The sequence below is a fragment of the Sulfurisphaera javensis genome, from assembly GCF_041154675.1.
Lineage (GTDB): Archaea > Thermoproteota > Thermoprotei_A > Sulfolobales > Sulfolobaceae > Sulfurisphaera > Sulfurisphaera javensis.
The window spans coordinates 1,419,074-1,438,328 of the sequence record NZ_AP031322.1; the positions used below are offsets into that span (position 1 = coordinate 1,419,074).

Annotated in this window: 24 protein-coding genes; 11 read left to right on the top strand and 13 right to left on the bottom strand. The window is 32.6% G+C overall.

The window, feature by feature from the left end:
• Window positions 1–11 precede the first annotated feature (11 nt).
• Both trxB and ACAM25_RS07925 read left to right on the top strand, forming a co-directional pair.
• Window positions 12–983: a thioredoxin-disulfide reductase gene (gene trxB / locus ACAM25_RS07920; RefSeq protein WP_369609196.1), complete on the top strand. Its 972-nt coding sequence runs from the start codon at window positions 12–14 to the stop codon at window positions 981–983.
• Window positions 983–1,780, top strand: coding sequence for an inositol monophosphatase family protein (locus tag ACAM25_RS07925; RefSeq protein ID WP_369609197.1), 798 nt, complete (start codon window positions 983–985; stop codon window positions 1,778–1,780). The genes trxB and ACAM25_RS07925 overlap by 1 nt, the downstream gene beginning before the upstream one ends.
• On the opposite strand, the gene ACAM25_RS07930 is transcribed toward ACAM25_RS07925, so the two are convergent.
• The gene (locus ACAM25_RS07930; RefSeq protein ID WP_369609198.1) at window positions 1,719–3,536 is read right to left on the bottom strand and encodes an AAA family ATPase; all 1,818 of its coding nucleotides are present in this window, start codon (window positions 3,534–3,536) and stop codon (window positions 1,719–1,721) included. The genes ACAM25_RS07925 and ACAM25_RS07930 overlap by 62 nt on opposite strands.
• 41 nt (window positions 3,537–3,577) lie before the next feature.
• On the bottom strand, window positions 3,578–5,122 hold the full coding sequence (locus ACAM25_RS07935; RefSeq protein ID WP_369611639.1) for a phytoene desaturase family protein: 1,545 nt from the start codon (window positions 5,120–5,122) through the stop codon (window positions 3,578–3,580).
• A gap of 145 nt (window positions 5,123–5,267) precedes the next feature.
• Here ACAM25_RS07935 and ACAM25_RS07940 point away from each other — a divergent pair, with 145 nt between their 5' ends.
• A complete protein-coding gene (locus ACAM25_RS07940) occupies window positions 5,268–6,353 on the top strand; it encodes an alkaline phosphatase family protein (RefSeq protein WP_369609199.1) in 1,086 nt (361 codons plus the stop codon).
• Window positions 6,346–6,876, top strand: coding sequence for a phosphoribosyltransferase (locus ACAM25_RS07945; protein WP_369609200.1), 531 nt, complete (start codon window positions 6,346–6,348; stop codon window positions 6,874–6,876). Before ACAM25_RS07940 ends, ACAM25_RS07945 begins: the two co-directional genes overlap by 8 nt.
• On the opposite strand, the gene ACAM25_RS07950 is transcribed toward ACAM25_RS07945, so the two are convergent.
• Complete coding sequence (locus ACAM25_RS07950) at window positions 6,866–8,539, bottom strand: methylmalonyl-CoA mutase (protein WP_369609201.1); 1,674 nt, start codon at window positions 8,537–8,539, stop codon at window positions 6,866–6,868. The genes ACAM25_RS07945 and ACAM25_RS07950 overlap by 11 nt on opposite strands.
• 89 nt (window positions 8,540–8,628) lie before the next feature.
• On the opposite strand from ACAM25_RS07950, the gene mce reads away from it, so the two are divergent.
• Both mce and hsp20 read left to right on the top strand, forming a co-directional pair.
• A complete protein-coding gene (gene mce / locus ACAM25_RS07955) occupies window positions 8,629–9,051 on the top strand; it encodes a methylmalonyl-CoA epimerase (protein ID WP_369609202.1) in 423 nt (140 codons plus the stop codon).
• A 44-nt stretch (window positions 9,052–9,095) separates the two neighbouring features.
• Window positions 9,096–9,608, top strand: a complete 513-nt coding sequence (gene hsp20, locus ACAM25_RS07960; protein ID WP_369609203.1) for an archaeal heat shock protein Hsp20 — start codon at window positions 9,096–9,098, stop codon at window positions 9,606–9,608.
• Here hsp20 and ACAM25_RS07965 read toward each other — a convergent pair.
• The gene (locus tag ACAM25_RS07965; protein ID WP_369609204.1) at window positions 9,595–10,107 is read right to left on the bottom strand and encodes a ZPR1 zinc finger domain-containing protein; all 513 of its coding nucleotides are present in this window, start codon (window positions 10,105–10,107) and stop codon (window positions 9,595–9,597) included. The two genes, hsp20 and ACAM25_RS07965, sit on opposite strands and share 14 nt — an antisense overlap.
• 60 nt (window positions 10,108–10,167) lie before the next feature.
• On the opposite strand from ACAM25_RS07965, the gene ACAM25_RS07970 reads away from it, so the two are divergent.
• On the top strand, window positions 10,168–11,745 hold the full coding sequence (locus tag ACAM25_RS07970) for a GTPBP1 family GTP-binding protein (protein ID WP_369609205.1): 1,578 nt from the start codon (window positions 10,168–10,170) through the stop codon (window positions 11,743–11,745).
• On the opposite strand, the gene ACAM25_RS07975 is transcribed toward ACAM25_RS07970, so the two are convergent.
• Together ACAM25_RS07975 and ACAM25_RS07980 are read right to left on the bottom strand one after the other, a co-directional pair.
• Window positions 11,742–12,140, bottom strand: a complete 399-nt coding sequence (locus ACAM25_RS07975; RefSeq protein ID WP_369609206.1) for an SRPBCC domain-containing protein — start codon at window positions 12,138–12,140, stop codon at window positions 11,742–11,744. The two genes, ACAM25_RS07970 and ACAM25_RS07975, sit on opposite strands and share 4 nt — an antisense overlap.
• Window positions 12,137–12,571 (bottom strand): CoxG family protein, encoded by a 435-nt coding sequence (locus tag ACAM25_RS07980; RefSeq protein WP_369609207.1) that lies wholly within the window; start codon window positions 12,569–12,571, stop codon window positions 12,137–12,139. The genes ACAM25_RS07975 and ACAM25_RS07980 overlap by 4 nt, the downstream gene beginning before the upstream one ends.
• Window positions 12,572–12,597: 26 nt before the next feature.
• Here ACAM25_RS07980 and ACAM25_RS07985 point away from each other — a divergent pair, with 26 nt between their 5' ends.
• Window positions 12,598–13,155: an NTP transferase domain-containing protein gene (locus ACAM25_RS07985; protein WP_369609208.1), complete on the top strand. Its 558-nt coding sequence runs from the start codon at window positions 12,598–12,600 to the stop codon at window positions 13,153–13,155.
• Here the strand turns inward: ACAM25_RS07985 and cutC are convergent.
• The 7 genes from cutC to ACAM25_RS08020 form a co-directional block, all read right to left on the bottom strand.
• On the bottom strand, window positions 13,106–13,612 hold the full coding sequence (cutC, locus tag ACAM25_RS07990) for a glyceraldehyde dehydrogenase subunit gamma (RefSeq protein WP_369609209.1): 507 nt from the start codon (window positions 13,610–13,612) through the stop codon (window positions 13,106–13,108). The genes ACAM25_RS07985 and cutC overlap by 50 nt on opposite strands.
• A 5-nt stretch (window positions 13,613–13,617) precedes the next feature.
• On the bottom strand, window positions 13,618–14,454 hold the full coding sequence (gene cutB, locus ACAM25_RS07995) for a glyceraldehyde dehydrogenase subunit beta (RefSeq protein WP_369609210.1): 837 nt from the start codon (window positions 14,452–14,454) through the stop codon (window positions 13,618–13,620).
• 18 nt (window positions 14,455–14,472) lie between these two features.
• A complete protein-coding gene (locus tag ACAM25_RS08000; protein ID WP_369611640.1) occupies window positions 14,473–14,616 on the bottom strand; it encodes a YHS domain-containing protein in 144 nt (47 codons plus the stop codon).
• 26 nt (window positions 14,617–14,642) lie between these two features.
• Window positions 14,643–15,365, bottom strand: coding sequence for a uroporphyrinogen-III C-methyltransferase (gene cobA, locus ACAM25_RS08005; protein ID WP_369609211.1), 723 nt, complete (start codon window positions 15,363–15,365; stop codon window positions 14,643–14,645).
• A complete protein-coding gene (locus tag ACAM25_RS08010; protein ID WP_369609212.1) occupies window positions 15,362–15,949 on the bottom strand; it encodes a hypothetical protein in 588 nt (195 codons plus the stop codon). Before ACAM25_RS08010 ends, cobA begins: the two co-directional genes overlap by 4 nt.
• Window positions 15,950–16,069: 120 nt before the next feature.
• A complete protein-coding gene (locus ACAM25_RS08015) occupies window positions 16,070–16,309 on the bottom strand; it encodes a hypothetical protein (RefSeq protein WP_369609213.1) in 240 nt (79 codons plus the stop codon).
• Window positions 16,309–17,136, bottom strand: a complete 828-nt coding sequence (locus ACAM25_RS08020; RefSeq protein ID WP_369609214.1) for an SIS domain-containing protein — start codon at window positions 17,134–17,136, stop codon at window positions 16,309–16,311. The genes ACAM25_RS08015 and ACAM25_RS08020 overlap by 1 nt, the downstream gene beginning before the upstream one ends.
• A gap of 22 nt (window positions 17,137–17,158) precedes the next feature.
• On the opposite strand from ACAM25_RS08020, the gene ACAM25_RS08025 reads away from it, so the two are divergent.
• Genes ACAM25_RS08025 through ACAM25_RS08035 form a run of 3 tightly spaced genes read left to right on the top strand, consistent with a single transcriptional unit; the run spans window position 17,159 to window position 19,255 of the window.
• Window positions 17,159–18,325, top strand: a complete 1,167-nt coding sequence (locus tag ACAM25_RS08025; protein ID WP_369609215.1) for an amidohydrolase — start codon at window positions 17,159–17,161, stop codon at window positions 18,323–18,325.
• Window positions 18,267–19,034 (top strand): class I SAM-dependent methyltransferase family protein, encoded by a 768-nt coding sequence (locus ACAM25_RS08030; RefSeq protein WP_369609216.1) that lies wholly within the window; start codon window positions 18,267–18,269, stop codon window positions 19,032–19,034. The genes ACAM25_RS08025 and ACAM25_RS08030 overlap by 59 nt, the downstream gene beginning before the upstream one ends.
• Complete coding sequence (locus ACAM25_RS08035; RefSeq protein ID WP_369609217.1) at window positions 19,034–19,255, top strand: hypothetical protein; 222 nt, start codon at window positions 19,034–19,036, stop codon at window positions 19,253–19,255. Before ACAM25_RS08030 ends, ACAM25_RS08035 begins: the two co-directional genes overlap by 1 nt.

The window sequence follows — 19,255 nt, forward strand, 5'->3', positions numbered from 1 at the left end:
TATATTTACTGATGAGTCTTTTACCTAGGGCGTTTGATGTAAAGCCTGGAGAGAAGTTTGACGTCATTATAATAGGTATGGGGCCAGCTGCGTACAGTGCAGCATTATATAGTGCAAGATTCATGTTAAAGACTTTAGTTATTGGAGAAACGCCAGGTGGACAATTAACTGAGGCTGGAGAAGTTGATGATTACTTAGGGTTAATTGGAATACAAGCTGCTGATATGATAAAGCTCTTTAATAAACACATTGAAAAATACAATGTTCCTGCAATAATGGATACTGTTGAAAGCTTTAGAAAAGATGGAAATGAATTCGTAGTAAAAACTAAAAGAAGAGGTGAATTTAAAGCAGATGCAATTATTGTAGCTGTTGGCGTTAAAAGAAGGAAATTAAACGTTCCTGGCGAAGTAGAATTTACTGGAAAAGGTGTATCTTATTGTTCAGTATGTGATGCACCTCTATTTAAAAATAGACCAGTAGTTGTAGTTGGAGGAGGAGATTCAGCACTAGAAGGTGCTGAAATTTTATCACGTTATGCTACAAAAGTTTATTTAGTTCATAGAAGGGATGAATTTAAGGCTCAACCTATTTATGTTGAAAGTGTAAAACAAAAGTCTAATGTTGAAATAATTCTCAACTCGGTAGTAAAAGAAATAAAAGGAGATAAAATAGTTAGGAAAGTAATTATACAAAATAATAAAACAGGAGAAATTAAAGAATTAGATGTTAATGGAGTATTTGTAGAAATTGGATTTGATCCACCAACTGATTTTGCTAGACAAAATGGATTAGAAGTAGATTCTCACGGATATATTAAGGTTGATGAGTGGATGAGAACAAATATTGATGGCGTTTATGCAGCTGGTGACTGTACTGGGATGTGGCTAGGATTTAGACAGATTATCACTTCTGCAGCACAAGGTGCTGTAGCTGCTCATAGTGCTTTCAATTACCTAACTGAAAAGAAGAGGAAAAAGTGATGAGAGAAGTCTTAACAAAAATTGCTAGAGAGGTAATATCATTTTTATATGAGGAAAAGGATAAGCAAGGAATAGATAAAATTATAGGAAAACATGAAAACGATGTGACTAGGGTCATTGATAAGAAATCTGAAGAACTTATATTTGATAGGCTTGAACATTCAGGTTATAAATTCATGTTTGTTTCTGAAGAAGCTGGTGTTATTAATAAGGGAAATTATGAGTATATAGCAGTTATTGATCCTTTAGATGGAAGCACAAATTATCTATCTGGTATTCCATGGTCTTCCGTTTCTATTGCTATTTATAGAAGAGAGGAGAATAATTTATTATCCTCTTTAAGCGGAGTTGTTGGTAACATTTTTACAAATAAAATCTATTCTTATGATGATAATTTTGCATATATTGATGAATTAAAGGTGAGTGAAAAAATAAAACCTCCTGAAAAGTTACTATTGTTAGCTTACTTTTCTAGATCTAAACTACCTTTAATTAAAAACTTTCTTGATAAATTAAATGCTGATTATAAGATAAGAAGTTTAGGTAGTGCTTCGTTAGATATGATTTTGGTATGCACTGGTAAAGCTTCAATGTATTTTGATGTTAGAGGAAAACTTAGAAATGTAGACATAGCTGCTTCATCAAACTTTTGTAAAAGATTAGGTATTATTCCACTTAATTCTAAATTAGAAGAACTAAAAGTAGGAATAAAAAACGTGGAACAAATCCAAGAAGTTATACTCTCTTCTGATCAGAATCTGTTGAATTTGATGTCTCAGACTTTACAGAAGGCTTAATTTTTGCTATAGCTTCAATCAAGTCTTCATAAGTTAGTTTTCTATCTTTATTTCCCCTTATTATTTCTTTTAATACTTTCATCTTAGCTTCTCTAGTTACTGCTGCTATATCAGCCCCACTATATCCTTCAGTTATTTCAGCTAGTTTCTCACAATTAACTTGTTCGCAAATATCTTTCCCAAGATATTTTTCAAATATATCTTTTCTTTCTTCCTTATTAGGTAATGGCATAAATATTATTCTGTCAAATCTTCCAGGTCTTTTTAATGCAGGATCAATATCTTCAAGTCTATTAGTAGTTCCTATTACTACTACTTCCTTTAGGCTTCTAATGCCATCCATTTCTGTTAGCAATTGGTTTACAATTTTTGCTGCTTCAGACTTTTGGTTTTCACGCTTAGGTGCAATAGCATCTAATTCATCAAGTAATAAAATCGACGGTTTATTTTCTCTTGCTCTATTAAAAACCTCTTTTACAGCGGCAACTGCGCCTTCATATCCTTTATATAAAATTTCGGCTCCGCTTAGCATTATTAACTTTACCCCTAAAGTTTTAGCTAATGCCTTAGCCATCATAGTTTTTCCTACACCTGGAGGACCATAAAGCAAGATTCCTCTAATTGATGGTATTTTCATCTGTTCCATTAAATGATAATATTTAAATTGCATTTCTAATAAATCGTATAATTCTTTCTTTATCTCATTATAACCTCCAATATCATCTAAGGTTATTTTTTCAACATCATCTGACTCCGGTATCTCTGGTCCTCTAAACTTTCTTTCATAATCTAATCTGAATTTTTCGTACTCATCTAACATTTGCAAAGTTACACTAGGCTTATATCTCTTAATTATAGTCGTAAAATCTTGCATAGTTATTTTTCTTTCAATACCTTTTTCTAGTGACTCAACTGCAGCTAATCTAGCTACTTCTTGACATACATTTGCTATATCAGCCCCAGTAAATCTTTCTGTCATTTCAGCAAGCTTATCAAAGTCAACATCATCAGCTAATGGCATATTCTTACAATGAATTTGGAAGATTTCTTTTCTAGATTTTTTATCTGGTACACCTATATAAATTAACTTATCAAAACGTCCAGCTCTTAGTAGCGCTTTATCTAAAAGTTGTGGAACATTTGTCGAACCCACAATAATAACTCCTTCTTCGCTTTGCAGTCCATCTATTTCGGAAAGCATCAAAGATAGTAGTCTTGGAGTTACTGAATCCCCAGTATGGCTTTCTCTTTTAACACCTATAGTGTCTATTTCGTCAAAGAATAAGATACAAGGAGCATTTTTTCTTGCATTAGCGAATAGTTCTCTCAGTCTAGCTTCACTTTCTCCATACCATTTGCTCATAATATCACTAACATTAACATAAATGAAATTTATCTTGGCTTCATTTGCCAATGCTCTCATCATTAAGCTCTTTCCACAACCAGGAGGGCCGAAAAGCAATATTCCTTTAGGAGGACGTAGTCCATATTTTCTTGCTACATCTTTATATTTTAAAGGTAGTTCTATGTATTCTTTTATTTCTTTCTTTACATCTTCATATCCACCTATCATGTCCCATGTTATTTTCTCTTTTACTTCTTCTTTTTTCTTTTGAGATTTTTGTTGTATTTGTAATGCCTTATCTGATAAAATAAATTTCTGAGTTTGTTTTCTAAACAGTAAGACTAAAAGCGTTATTGTTACTCCTAATGCACCTAATACCTCTATTAATGGAATAATTTGAGTAAATCCCATGTTCAAAAAACATTATGGATTTGCAAATATTTAAATTATAGTTAATGTTTAATGTCTTTCAAAATCTCCTTTGCTGCATTATAACCAGGAGCTCCAGTAACGCCTCCTCCTGGATGAGTTCCAGATCCGCATAGATATAAGTTCTTTATAGGTGTTCTATAGTCTGAATACCCGATTATTGGCCTAAAGAAGTATAATTGATCTGGAGTCATATCAAGGTGGAAAATGTTGCCTCCCCAAATTCCAAATCTTCTTTCGATATCTAAAGGAGTAAGTATTTCATACTTAATTGGCTTAAAGTTAGGCGCGTATTCTCTTACTTTTTCAATTGTGATTTCAGCAATTTTATCTTTTAAATTGTCTAGGTCACTACTATAAGGAACGTATTGTCCAAAGATCGTAAAAACAAATTTCCCCTGAGGAGCTAAAGTTGGATCTACAGTAGATGGAATATTTATTGATAGCCAAGGTTCTTTAGAATAACCAAAAACTTTTGAATCTATATAAGCCTTTTCAACATAATCTACGTTGGGAATTATTAACTCCGAGGCAATATGCTCTGGTCTTAAAGAAGTTCCATAGCCAAAATCCGGTAATTCTTCAAGATATCCATTAATTTTAAATGAAACACCAGTAGTTTTTAATGATTTTATTTTCTTTATAAACTCTTCTTCCAATTCTACATTTTTAAGTAATTTCAGGAAAGTCGTTTTTGGATCAGCATTAGATACGACAATTTTACTTTCAATAACTTTTCCATTTTTTAATTTAATGCCTTTAGCCTCATTATTCTTCACTATAATCTCATCAACTTCAGAATTTGTAAATATTTCAGCACTGTAATATTCAGCTACTTTCCTTAATGCATTTGATACACTACCCATTCCTCCTTCTACATAACCCCAAGCTCCCTTTATACCATTGATCTCTCCAAAATTGTGATGAAGCAAAACATATGCAGTTCCAGGGGTTGAAGGAGAAGCATAAGTACCTACTACAGCATCTTCAATTAATGCTGATTTAACTTCTTCACTTTCAAAAAATTCATCAAGGAATGATCTACCATCTTGGAAGAACATTCTAGCAATTGTAAGCGCAGTATTTTCATCTATGTTTAATCCTCTGAAGACCTTGAAAAGCTCCTCTACTTCACTAAAACTTAAAGGTCTATTTAATATTAGAAAATCAGCAATATCAGAAAAAGTATCTAATATCTTAGAAAATCTTTCATAAGCTATAGCGTCTTTTTTAGAAAATTTTTCAATCTCTTTTTGTGTTTTCTTCACTGAGGTCCAAATAGTTATGCTTTTCCCATTTCCGAATGGAACAAACAAACCTGGATCTTTTAAATATACTTTAAGACCAAAATTGTATAGCTTTAGATCATCAATAATTTTTTTCCTAAATAGACTAAAAACATAAGAGGCAGTAGAAACTTTTATCCCTGGCCATAGTTCTTCAGTTACAGCAGCTCCTCCAATTATGTGCCTTCTCTCGAATACAGCGACTTTTAGTCCTTCTTTTGCTAAATATGAAGCAGTAACTAATCCGTTATGTCCTCCACCTATAATTATAACATCGTAAATTTTATTCACCTCTTCTAATTCTAAACACTATTGCTAGTATTGCCCCTAATACTGATATTGCAATTGCTGTATACGCGAAAACCAGTAACATTTCAGTTGGATTCATTTAGGATAACTTAATTAACTTAAATAAAACTTTAGTGGTATGAGTATAACTTACCCAGATTATAATGGAAATAGTATTTATAATTTAGCTTGTGGAATTGCTGATTTCCTTGGTGTAAAGAGAGAATGCAAGGGGAATAAAATAAATATTGCTGGTAAAAAATTAGCTTTAGTACTTCTAGATGGGCTAGGATACAATATGCTTAGGAGTGTCGGCTATGAAGTAGAGAATAAGATAACTACAGTATTTCCCTCAACGACATCAACAGTTATAACTACTTTATTTACAGCCTTACTCCCAGCGGAGCATGGAATACTTGGTTATAATACTTTTTCAAAGAGGTTAGGAGGAATAGCTAATGCTTTAAAGTACACTTACCCAGCAATAGGAGATCGAGATGCTGTTAGTGAAAATATTAAGTTTTCAAATGCTTTTCCATCAGTTAAGAGCTATCTTTCTGAAGTTAAAGATAAAAAGACAGCATCTGTGGTCCCTAAAGGAATTGAAAACACTGAATTTACAATGGCTACACATGGAAAAGTTAGCACAACAAAGATATACTCTACTTACTGGGACGCACTTTACGAATTCTCAAACATTTTGACTGATTATGATTTTGTATATTTTTACTTACCAGATATCGATACCTTAGCCCATAAATATGGTCCTTCAAGCATTCCAGTTAAGCAAGCTATCAGAGATATATTTGAAGGAGTAAGGCAAATAGCTTATAGTCACAAGGATTACACTTTTATAATAGTTGCAGATCACGGTCATGTCGATGTATCTTCTCACGTTTTACTAAACAATGATTCTGAACTACTGGATATGCTATATCTTCCACCATATGGTGATTCGAGGGCTTTGTTTTTCTTAACTAAATACGAGCTAAAAACTTATCTTTATCATAAATATCCAGAACTAAAAGTATTTGATAAAAATGATTTCGAAAAGTTAGTAGGAGGAGATAAGATAAATGCTGATTATATAGCTGTTCCCCTAGATAATAAGGCTTATATTTATTCCTTTAGAGACCAAACTGATGACTACGCAAAATTAAAAGGTCACCATGGTGGTTTATCTGAAGATGAAATGTATATTCCAATGGTGGTAATAAATGGTTGAATATTTTATACCAAAATGGGAGGAAATAGAGGAAGGGATACTTTATATAGTAGAGAAGATGGTTAATGATAATTTCATTCCAGATGCTATTATAGCAGTACTTACTGGTGGTGTTATTCCAGCAAAGTTAATTGCTGATGCTTTAGGAGTCAGAAACATAAAGTATATTGATATAAAATTCTATAAAGGAATTGAATCAAGAGAGAGAAAACCAGTGATAAAAGCAGTTTATGTTGATAATATAGAGAATAAAAAGGTTCTTATAATTGATGATGTAGCTGATACTGGTGAAACGTTAGATGCTGTTAGTAACATTATAACTATGTATAATCCTTCTCTTGTAAGATTAGCAACTGTATACGTAAAACCTTGGTCTAGAAAATATCCTGATTATTATTATAAGATCTTAGATAAATGGATAATATTCCCATGGGATAAATGGGAAGTAGTTAGAGAAAATAGTCAAGCACCAGTTGATAAAAAAGAGAAATATCTAGAAATTTTAAGTAAACTTAAAAGATAGCTGGTTCTTTATACTCTCCCCATATTTCTCTTAGAGTTCCACTGATTTCTCCAACAGTAGCCCCAGCTTTAATTGCATTTAGTATGTATGGGAATAAGTTTTCATTTTCTTTTTCGGCAGCTTTTCTTAATGCATTTAGGGAGTCTCTCCACTTTATCTCATCTCTTTCACTCCTATACTTCTTTAAACGTTCTATCACCCTATTTCTAACTTCTGGGTTTACTCTGAATACTTCTGTTGTTCCAATCCAATCTGGTTCATAGAACATATTTACCCCAACTTTAACCATGTCTCCGCTTTCAATCTTCTTTTGAAGTCTGTAAGCACTTTCAGCAATTTCAGCCTGCGGATAGCCTTTTTCTATTGCTTTCATCATTCCTCCCATATTTTCAATTTTTTCAATTATCTTCCATGCTTTATCTTCAATTTCATCTGTTAATGCTTCAATGAAATATGAGCCAGCCAAGGGGTCAATAGTGTCTGCTGCACCACTTTCATAAGCTATTATTTGTTGAACCCTTATTGCAATCTTTGCAGCTTTCTCACTTGGTAAAGCTAAAGCTTCATCATAAGAATTTACGTGCAAGCTCTGAGTTCCTCCTAAGACTGCAGCTAAAGCTTGTAATGTAGTTCTTATTATGTTTATTTCTGGTTGTTGAGCTGTTAACTCTGCCCCACCAGTTTGTGTATGAAATCTAAGCATCATAGACTCTTGCTTCTTTGCTCCAAACCACTCTTTCATAATCTTTGCCCACATTCTTCTTGCTGCTCTAAACTTTGCTACTTCTTCAAATATGTTAGTATAACCAGCAAAGAAGAAAGAGAGTTTTGGAGCAAAATCGTCAACTGGAATTCCCCTTTCCATTGTCTTCCTAACGTATTCTATTCCGTCTGCTAATGTAAATGCTACTTCTAATACTGCATCAGCACCGGCTTCTCTTATGTGGTAACCGCTAATACTAATTGGGTACCATTTAGGAATATTCTTTGCAGAATACTCAATTAAGTCAATAGCATATCTCATTGATGGTTCTGGTGGATAAATAAAGTTCTTTCTTGCAATATATTCTTTAAGAATATCGTTTTGTACTGTACCATCTAGGACTTTTCTATCTATTCCTCTAGATTCTGCTGTGGCCACATACATTGAGAGTAATTCAATTGCTGTTGCATTTATTGTCATTGAAGTTGTTACTTTGTCTAATGGAATTCCGTTCATTACAATGTCCATCTCTTTCCAATGAAACATCGAAACTCCAACAACACCTACTTCTGTAAATGCTAATATGTGATCTGGATCTAGTCCTAATTGTGTAGGTAGGTCAAAAGCCATACTTAAACCAGTCTGACCAGCTTGTAATAATTTTCTAAATCTATCATTTGTATCTTCTGCTGATCCAAAACCAGCATATTGTCTAATTGTCCATAATCTTCCCCTATACATTGTAGGGTAAATTCCTCTTGTGAATGGATACTGACCGGGGTATCCTATCTTCTCTTCATACGATCCTCTAAGGTCAAGAGGAGTATACAATCTTTTTACTTCAATACCAGAGGGGGTGGTAAAAGTCTGTTTCCTCTCTGCTCTCTTGCTCAACCATGGTTTTAATACTTTTTCTTCCCATTGTTGATAACTGTCTTTAATTTTATCCTCTATATCCAAGCTAAGCCCCGTATTTATATAGGTTTAAACACTTAAAACTTTTGCTTTTTTAAACAAACTTTTAAGTCAAAAATGTAAAAATATAATTGATGGAGACACAAAATATTGATCATATAGGTATAGCTGTTGAAAACATAGAAGAAGCAATAAAGTTTTATACAGAGAAATTAGGCATGAAGCTTGTACATAGAGAAACGTTGGAAGACAGAGGATTAAAGGTAGCATTTTTAACTGGAAAAGATGGTGAGACAGCAATTGAACTACTTGAGCCAATAAATCATGAAGATATGAATAACACTGTGGCGAAGTTTATAAAAAATAGGGGGCAAGGATTACATCATTTGGCTGTAAGAGTAGAAAATATCGAAGCTTCACTTAAAGAATTAGAATCGCAAGGTATTCAATTAGTTGATAAAAAGCCTAGACCCGGAGCGAGAGGTCATTTAGTTGCTTTTGTCCATCCAAAAAGCGTGATGGGAGTTTTATTAGAGTTGGTCCAACCAAGAGAATAATTGATTTTTTAACCACTAATTCATAATTATTTATGGGATCTACAATGTCCAAGAAGTATAGAGATCCATTTGATTTATTTGATGAGTTATTTAGAGAGATAGAAGAAGAATTTGAAAGGTTTGAAAAAGAATTTATGAGGCTCGGGAAAGAAGAAGGAGCAAAAGTTTATGGACCTTATGTTTATGGCTTTAGAATTACTGTAGGTCCAGATGGTAAACCTAAGATTGAGGAATTTGGCAATGTTAAGAATTTTAAAGGACAACCGATAATAAGTGAAGAAAGAGAACCATTAGTAGATGTTATAGAGAAGAACGATGAAGTAAGAGTAATTGCTGAAGTGCCTGGTGTAAATAAAGATCAAATTAAAGTAAGAGTGTCTGGAAATAAGTTAATAATTCAAGCACAAGGTGAAGATAGAAAGTATTATAAAGAAGTTGAGCTTCCGACTGACGTTGATGAAAAGAGTGCTAAAGCAACTTATAATAACGGAGTACTTCAAGTAGTTATGAAAAAGAAGCCACAACAAGAGACAGGTACTGAAGTTAAGATTGAATAGATTCCTCAAGTTTTTTTATTATTACTTTGTCACTTTGTATAAAGCTTAATCCACTTGGATCTTCTATTATTAAAGTGAATTTTCTTTTTCCTTCCTTGGCTTCAAATAATTCTTTGCAAGTTTCTTCATTACATTCTTCTATTTGATCTATTATGATTTCAAGGATTCCTTCTATGGTAGATAATACACCCTGATATGCTGTGCTAGCTGTTATTTCAACTCCTAATTCTGGAATAAACACATTAGCAAAAGCAGATCTATAAATAATAGTATTTAAGTCCTCTTCTTTTTCCACTTTGTACTCTAGTCTAATTGGGGAAAGAAATTCTATGGGTTTTACATCTCTAACTCTAAAGCCACAATTTTCGCATTCCCAAACAGAAAGTTCTAATTTTCCTACTTTAGGGGCATCATATGCATATTCTCTGATTATTAAGGTTTCTTTATGACACATTGGGCAAACATGTTTTCCTTCATAAAGTAATTTAGGTTCACTCATTTATCCTCAATTATAAAATTTAAACCCAAGTACAAATTATTAATTGATAAAAGTGGTGAGATGAACTATCCTAAAGAAAGTGAAGATGGAAAGATAGAGTATAAGCTTATCCTCAGTAGTAAAGATGAAAATAGGTTACAAGAATTAGCTTCTCAAATGAAATATAGACTTGAAGAAGGTGGTGGTGAAGCCTTTTACATTATTGGAGTAAGTGATAATGGAGAGGTTTTAGGCTTAACAGAAAATGAACTTGATAAAAGCTTACAGATATTGTCTAAAATAGCTTCAATTATAAATGCTAAAATAGTTCATGTTAGAAAAGTTGAAGCTAAGAAAGGAAAGTTCATTGCTGAAGTCTTAATAAGAATTCATAGGGATAAAATTCCAGTTCAGGTAAACATAGCTGTTATGGGTCATGTGAATGCTGGTAAAAGTACGTTAACTGGTGCTCTTATCTTTGGAAAATTAGATGATGGAAATGGAACCTTAAGAGCCTTAGTTGCTAAGCATGTACATGAAGTTATAACTGGAAGAACATCTTCTATTACATTAAGAGTTTTAGGCTTAAAAGATAATGGTGAGGTAGTAAATTGGAATTTAAGAGATCCTTTAGATGAAGCAGATGTTACAATAAATAGTTCTAAGATAATTCGTCTAGTTGATTTGGGAGGTCACGAAAGATATTTGAGGACTACATTAAAGGGATTATTAGGTTATGAAATAAATTACGTTATGTTAGTTGTTGGTGCAGATGATGGCTTATCAGCTATGGGAAAAGAACATTTAGCAGTAGCTTCTATTTTACGTTTTCCTATATTTATTGTGATAACTAAAGTTGATAAATATGGTAAAGAGAGAATTAATGAAATAGTTAACGATATTAAAAATGTTCTTAGAATCCCTGGTATAAATAGATTAGTTATGGAAGTGGAAGGAGAAGAAGACATTCTAAACGCAATTTTAGCTATGAGGACGGGAAGAGTTGTACCAATATTTAAAGTTTCTAATGTAACTGGTGAAGGATTAGGTTTACTCGTTAAATTCCTTAACATGTTACCACCAAAGAATAAAATTGAAAAAATGAATAATTCTCAACCTCCTTTAGTTTATATTGATGAGATATACAATGTTAGTGGTGTTGGTACAGTGGTCTTAGGTTCTGTTATAAGGGGAAGTATATCAGCAAATGAAACCTATTACGTAGGTCCTACAAAGTTTGGTGAATTTAAACCTGTAAAAGTTAAGTCTATTCAGCTTAATAGAATATTCGTTGATAGTGTAAATCCTGGAAGCATAGCAACTTTTGCTATTCAAGGTGTTGAGAAAGATGTATTAAGAAAAGGAATGGTTTTAGTTAAAGGAGAGACAAAGGCTTATAGGAAATTTAAAGCAAAGGTCATTGTATTGCATCATCCTACAACGATTAGGGAGGGATATGTTGCAACGTTACATTTATATACTATAAGGCAGGCTGTAAAGTTTGAAAAGATTTCTAAGAAGTATTTAAGAACAGGAGATTCCTCAGAAGTAATCCTTTCCTTCTTATACAGGCCAGAATATATTGAAAAAGATCAGATATTCGTATTTAGAGAAGGAAGAACAAGAGGACTTGGTATAATAACTGAGTTAATTGATTAAGATACTGCTTGAGCTGTGCATTCTAAAATTTGTTTTGTTAATTGGGAGACTTGCTTTTCTACGAAATTTTTTAAAGCTGGAATTTGAACGTCAACATCATAGTCAACGTCATAGACTAATTCATGGTCTTGAATTTTAACTAAACTTCTAACTATAGCTTTAACACCAGCACCAATAATTTCTATTACAGTTTCTGACCAATTATCCCCTTTGTTAAAGGCCTTTACTTCGCCATCAGTTTCAATAGTCAAAAAACCTATTTTACTTTTTGCAGTAAACCTATTTCCATCAATTTCTTTTACTCCAGGTACACAACGTAACAAGTTATGATAACTCGAAATAAAATCTTCAGCCTTACTTATGTCATTTATTTTTATTTTTCCTTGTAATTTCATTCACTACTCGCCTTTGTTTTAATACATTCAAATAGATCATTTAAAATTTTGTTAACAGCAGAATCCATTAATCTAGCTCCTACAGAAGCTAGTATACCGCTAATCTTCACATCTGCAGTATATTTAAGTCTTGTTGGATTATCTAAAACGTTAATTGTAGCATTAATATCAACATTACTATTTAATCCGTTTCCCTTTGCAATTAAACCTACAGTTCTTGTCTTATCGTCTATTTGAGAGAATTTTACAGAAGCTTTATAGTCCCCCTTTATAAATCCTATACCAGTTGTACCTACAACTTTATATTCATCTCCCTCTTTTGAAAAATTCTTTAAACCAGGAAAGCAAGAAGCTATTTTTTCCGGCTGTGTAATATATTCCCATAATTTATCAGAAGTAATAGGGACTTGTACTTCTCCTTCAAACTTCATAAGGTTATATTAGAGTACAAATATTTATGAGAATTGGTGCTGTTATACTTGCTGCTGGAGAAGCTAAAAGATTTGGAAAAAATAAGTTGATTCAGCAATTCTTAGGAAAACCAATACTAATTAGGGTTATAGAAGCGGTTAATTTCTTAGATAGGGTCGTAATAGTAGGAAAGTATGCTAATGAACTATTACCATTATTAGAAAATGAAATAGTGATTTATAATCCTAAATGGATGCTGGGTATAAGCGAATCAATAAAATTGGGAGTAAGATTTTTTCAAGATTATGATGGTATTCTTATTTTGCTAGGAGATATGCCATTGTTAACAAAAGAAACCATACAAAAAATAATATCAAGTTTTAAAGAATCTTGTTCAGCGGTTATTCCTGTTTATCAAAACGCTAGAGGTAATCCCGTACTTATTTCTAAAAAACTTTATGGAGATTTAATGTCATTAAGTGGTGATATTGGAGCAAGAGAAATACTGAAAAAACGAAATGACGTGTGCTTGATCGAATGTGGAAAAGAAGTCATTATTGATGTGGATACGGAGTCTGACTTAATTTCTCTGCAGCAGCCTTAATTGCTTTCACAATATTTTGATAACCAGTACATCTACAAAGATTCCCAGATATTCCTTCTCTTATTTCTTCCTCCGTAGGGTTAGGCTTTTCTTTTAACAACCAGTAAGCCTCCATTATCATCCCTGGCGTACAGTAACCGCATTGTAATGCGTGGTTTTCCCAGAAAGCTTCTTGAATGGGGTGAAGTTTTCCATCTTTTGCTAATCCTTCAACTGTTAATATCTCAGCTCCATCGGCTTCAACGGCTAATACTGTACAAGATTTTACAGATTTTCCATTCATTATAATTGTGCATGCTCCACAGTTCGAAGTATCACACCCTATATGTACTCCAGTGAATCCTAATTCTCTGAGAACATGAACTAATAACCTTCTAGGTTCTACCTCAGTCTCATATTTTTCTCCGTTAATTTTCAAAGTAATTTTAACTTTTTCATCAGAATTTATCACTTTCATTTCTTTCACCTCTTTAATGCGTTAAGAATAGCTCTCTTAGTTAAAACTTTTACCATTTTCTTTTTGTATTCAGCAGAACCTCTTAAATCTGAAGCTGGATTTGCACTTTCCATGGCTCTGGTAGATGCTTTTTCTATTACTTCGTCAGTTAATCTTTTTCCCAAAAGTTCTTCTTCTGCGCCTTTAGCCCTAACAGCAACGTTATTAACAGCGGTTAAGCCAATTCTAACATCATCAACCACATCGCCAGAAAGTTTAAGGAGCAAAGCCACTCCTACTATTGCAAAATCTCCGGCTCTTCTTTCTAATTTTTGATAAGAGAATTTGTATCCTTCAAATAAGGGTACTTGAATTTCAGTAACTAATTCTCCCGGATTAATGTCTGGAGAAAACATATCTTTTGCAAAGGATTTAAAATCAACTACTCTTTCTCCTTTTCTTCCAGTAATTTTGACTTTTGCATCCATAGCAATTAAAGCTGCAGGATAATCAGCAGAAGGATCAAGATGAGATATACTTCCACCAATTGTTCCCATGTTTCTAACTTGTGGATCTCCAATTTTACTTGCTGTTTCACTTAATAATGGAATTGAAGAATTCATGATCTGATAGTGGGTAGTTAAAGCTCCGATCTTGTAAACGTTTCCCTCTTTTGTAATATAACTAAGATTCTGAAGCCTTCGTATTTCTACTAAATATGATGGTCTAATTAATCTTAGTTTTAGCATTGGTATTAAACTATGACCACCAGCTAAAGGCCTAGCATCTTGATGCTCTTCTAAGAACTCTAACGCTTCATTTAAACTATCTGGAATTACATATCCAAACTTTGGCGGGTACACAGAAATTAGGTAACAAACTCATTTAATATATTTTTCTGGTCTTTTTTTGAACTCAGCCATACACATAGGGCTACAGAAATAGTACGTTTTCCCCTTATATGAAAACTTATAAGGAGTCGTGTCATCAACATCCATTCCACAAACAGGATCTTTAACCTTCATAAGTAGACTTCCGTTAAACAAAGATTTTAAGTTAACTTCCATAATCTGTCTCTAAGTTTAACAACATCACCAACAACAATTATAGCCGGGGATTTAACATTGTTTTCTTCTACTAATTTTGATAACTGGTCTAAAGTTCCAATGAAAACCCTTTGATTTTCTGTTGTTCCATTTTCAATAATAGCTATCTTCTCTTTAGGATCTCTTATCGAAAGTAGGACTTTTTCGAGCTCTTTAATTACGTGTATTCCCATAAGAATAACTAATGTTCCTTTTTTAGGAATGTAATCTTTATCAATTATTTTATTATAGGCTCTAGTAGCGGTGATTACAGTAAAACTGGAAGCCGAAACTAATCTACTAGTTACTGGAATTCCAGCATAAGCAGGGACAGCAATAGCACTAGTGATCCCAGGTACAACTTCGCATTCTATTCCATTACTCATTACATAAATGCATTCTTCTTCCCCTCTACCAAAAATGTAAGGATCTCCACCTTTTAAACGAACAACAATATCTTTTACTTTAGCTTTTTCTACTAGAAGGTTATTTATATAGTCTTGTAGTTCTGAATCTCCTATTTCCTTTCCTACATAAATTAATTCAGCATTTGTATTCTGCAATAATTTTTTAGAAATAAGCCTATCATAAATAATGACATCAGCCTTTTTAATTAAATTATAAGCTTTTAATGTAATTAAATCTGGATCTCCGGGTCCAGCACCTATAATATAAACTTTTCCCATCAAATTGCCTTTACTTTTTTTACTATATAAAGGCCAAACAATATACCTTCTGGGAATTTCAATCCAAATACCAGAAGAAGAATGTAGTTAACAATTATAGTTTCTGGTATACCGAATAGGTTAGCAGCATCATAAACTATAAAGAAATATAAAATATCCGCTACAAAACCCAAGCTATATATCAAAACTTTCTCTATAAATTTAAATGATGAGATAAAGTAACCCATGATAAATCCAGCAATCGCCATTGATATAAATGAACCAGCAAATAAGATCTGATTCTCCTCTTCAATTTTAAACATAAGTGGAGTTAGCCAAGGTATAACAAGAGCTAAACTTAAGACAAATGATAAGATAGCATATTTCCTTATTGCAATAGATACAACTGGAACTCTTTCGCCTTGCTCATCTTCAACATATTTATCCTTACTTGCTGAATTAAGTGTATACCATCCTAAAACTCCACCTCCTAATACTGGTCCTTGGTAAGAAAGTAACTTAGTTATTGGATCCCCGAAGACATAAACTATTACTGATACTAGAAGAATAACTATACTTGTGTACTTTGCTAATACTAAATAATTCATAATTATTAATTAGCTTATAGATCCAATTATATTTTACGTTTATTTTTGGTCTTTAATTTCTAATGACAACAATTCTATTTGTTTAATTTATTTTTTAAAAATAAATAAAAGAAACTATAGTTATGGAAGATATACTTTATATACTATCTTGTCTCCTTCATCTGACTTTGACAATATCTTAACTCCTTTTTCTTTCATGGCTTCGGCCCACATTTCAACTTGATCAGCTTGTAATCCCTTTAATGCTATAATTTCTATTTCCTGACCTCCTCCTTCACTAAGCCAGAATCTCATAATACTTAATGCTGGTGAGTTACTTCCGCATTTAGTATCACTTTGCCTTAAATCTAATACTTTCATCAATATATCATCTCAGAACTAATATTTAGGATCTTTTTATCTTCGAGGAAATATATTCTATTCCATCTCTCTCTTTTCATTTTTTCGATTAAGGAAAGAAGAATCACTTTAGTATTACAGAAAGCTCCTCTACACGAAGTTTTCTCTATCTCAGTATAATCAATTTTCTCTTTTAGTTTGTTTTCTCTTTCATCGCCAGAAGATAAAATTATTATTTGTCTATTTCTAGTGGAAAATATCGGAGAATGAACAAATAATTCTAACTTTTCATAACTAGAAGGGCTTCCAAAAATTTCGGCCATCTTTAATGTACTAAAATAAGCTACACCGTAATTTTCTCCTTTCCCTAAGAAGAAAGGATTATCTTTAATGTTTAAAATTTCTTTAGGATTTTCCTTATCTTCTTCTAGTCTAAAAATAGAATATAAAGCTGATAAAGACATAAGAAAAGACAAGAAGCCTGGTAATTGTGCTTTTGGTTTATATGGTAATATAACTAAATCATTAACTTCTTTTGCTAGTGGCGAGTCTTGATTAGCTGTAACTACTATCACTTTAACTCCTTTATTTTTCAGTCTTTTTGCTAATATTACATTATACTTAGTTTTTCCAGATACTGATAAAATAACTGTGGGCTTGTCTATATTAAAATCAAGAGCCTCATAAGGATCTAGAACAATAATTTTCTTGTAGCTTTTCTCTTGTACTATTAAACCAGCAGCGTATGAATCACCTGCACCTATAACATAGGCTTGATCAAGCTGAATTGGAGAATCGACTTTATAGTTAGTGTTTAATTCCTCTTCAAGTAAAGTGATATAGTCCATAATATTATAAGGTGTTGTTTGGATGAAAAGTATTATTAGAGCTGGGATAGCATTAGGTGCTGATAATCCATTAAAGAAAGTATATGTAGGAATAAATGAAGGTAAAATAGAAGTAATTAGCAATGAAGAGCCAGCTGGATATGAAGATGCTGAGTTAGATATTGGAGGATGGGACAGGTTACTTTCACCTGGTTTTATTTCAATTCATACGTTCATTACACTTTATCCATTTAGATATAGAATATTTTATGGGAAAACTAACGCAAATGACCTTCTTTCAGTTATCAGCAATAATGATGTCTATCATTTGGCTACCTTAGGAGCTTATCATTTATTAAGATTTGGTGTTACTACAACTGTTTTTAGTGATAAGTATTCAGATATCGTAGCAAGAGCTATAGCCAATGTAGGGTTAAAACCAATAATAGCTATTCCAGTTGGTTGTAACAATTCCCCAGATGATTGGGAAAAGGAGTTTAAGGCCATGTACAATAGATGGTCTTATTCAGGTGGAAACAACGTAATACTAAAGGTTTGTGAACACGATTTAGCTAGGGAAGTCTTTGACCTAGCTAAGGAATATAATGTTGCTGTTCTGGTTGAAAGGACAGTAAACTTTTCTCAGTTTAGAAAAGAAGATTTGCCTAAAACTGTAATTGGATTAGGAGGAGGATCAAGGTTAGATTTGAATTATATAAAGAAATATGGACTATATCTTGCTTTCACTCCTTCCTTTGAGGTATCTAGATTTCCACTCAGTGAATATAAGCCTTCATTAGCTTTAGATTTAGTTCCTTCATTTGACATTAGACAAGAAATGGCTTTTGCAAGTACAAGATTAATGCTATCTCCAGAAGAAGCTTTTAGATCAGTGACATTATGGGGTCATCAACAATTAGGATTAAATTCTGGTTATTTAGGAGTTGAAGGTATTGCTGATTTAGTGCTATATGAATATCGTGAACCACCAGCCTTTCCTTTGGATGCTTTCTCTCCTTATGAAAGTCTGATTTACTCTGGTTATTCTGTTGAAACAGTTTTTGTAAATGGAGAAAGCGTATTAGATGGAGGAGTCCCATTAAATGTAGGATTAAAAGATGTCGAGGAAGGGTTAAAAAGGGTGGAGGAAATTGATAAAAGAGCTAGCGAAAGAATTAGGACTATGGAAAAGAGTAGAAATAGTGGGTGATATTGCAGTAGTAGGAATACCATTTGAAAAAGATATTGAAGAAGTAAGAAAATTCGCGTATGAGATACTTCAAAAGATTCCTTATATAAAAGCAGTATGGGGAAGATATAGAGATACAAAAGGAGATTACAGATTATCAACTTTTGTTCACCTAGCAGGTGAAAAAAGAAGTGAAACAATATATAAAGAGCATGGATGCAAATATTTTCTTGATATAACAAAAGTGTTTTTCTCTTCAAAACTATCTTATGAACATTTAAGAGTCGCTAAACAAGTTAGACAAGGAGAAATAATAATTAATATGTTTGCCGGATTTGGTCCTTTTTCAGTTCTTTCCTATGTTTTAGGAAAACCGAAAGTAGTTTATTCAATTGACATAAACCCTTATGCATACTATTATATGATGGCTAATGTGGATCTAAACAAGGCGTATGGGGTTATTCCTATATATGGGGACGCTTTTGAAAAAATAAAGTATTTACCCTTAGCTGATAGGATCATTTCTCCTTTACCAGAAAAGGCTAATGAAGCGTTTAATGTTGCTTGGGACCACGTAAAAGAAGGCGGAATAATCCATTTATTTACTGAAATTGAAGGAGAAGATCCTATTAACATTTCAAAAAATAAATATCCAAATGTTATTTTTGCCAGAATAGTTAGAAGTGTAAAACCAAAAGTTTATCATGTTGTTGTAGATATAAAGAAATAATGGATATTTACACAATTATGATTTTAGGCTATGAAGTTTCACAGAAGAAAGTAATAAACGCTGGAATTTACACAATTAAATTTCACAGAAGAAAGAGAAAAAATGAATATATTTATATTGTTGAGCTTCAATCAGGCGGAAAAGTAATCGAAAGAGGAATCTTTAGTGAATATTCGAATGCCGTATTATATGCTGGACAAATATTTAGTCGTTTTCGCTAA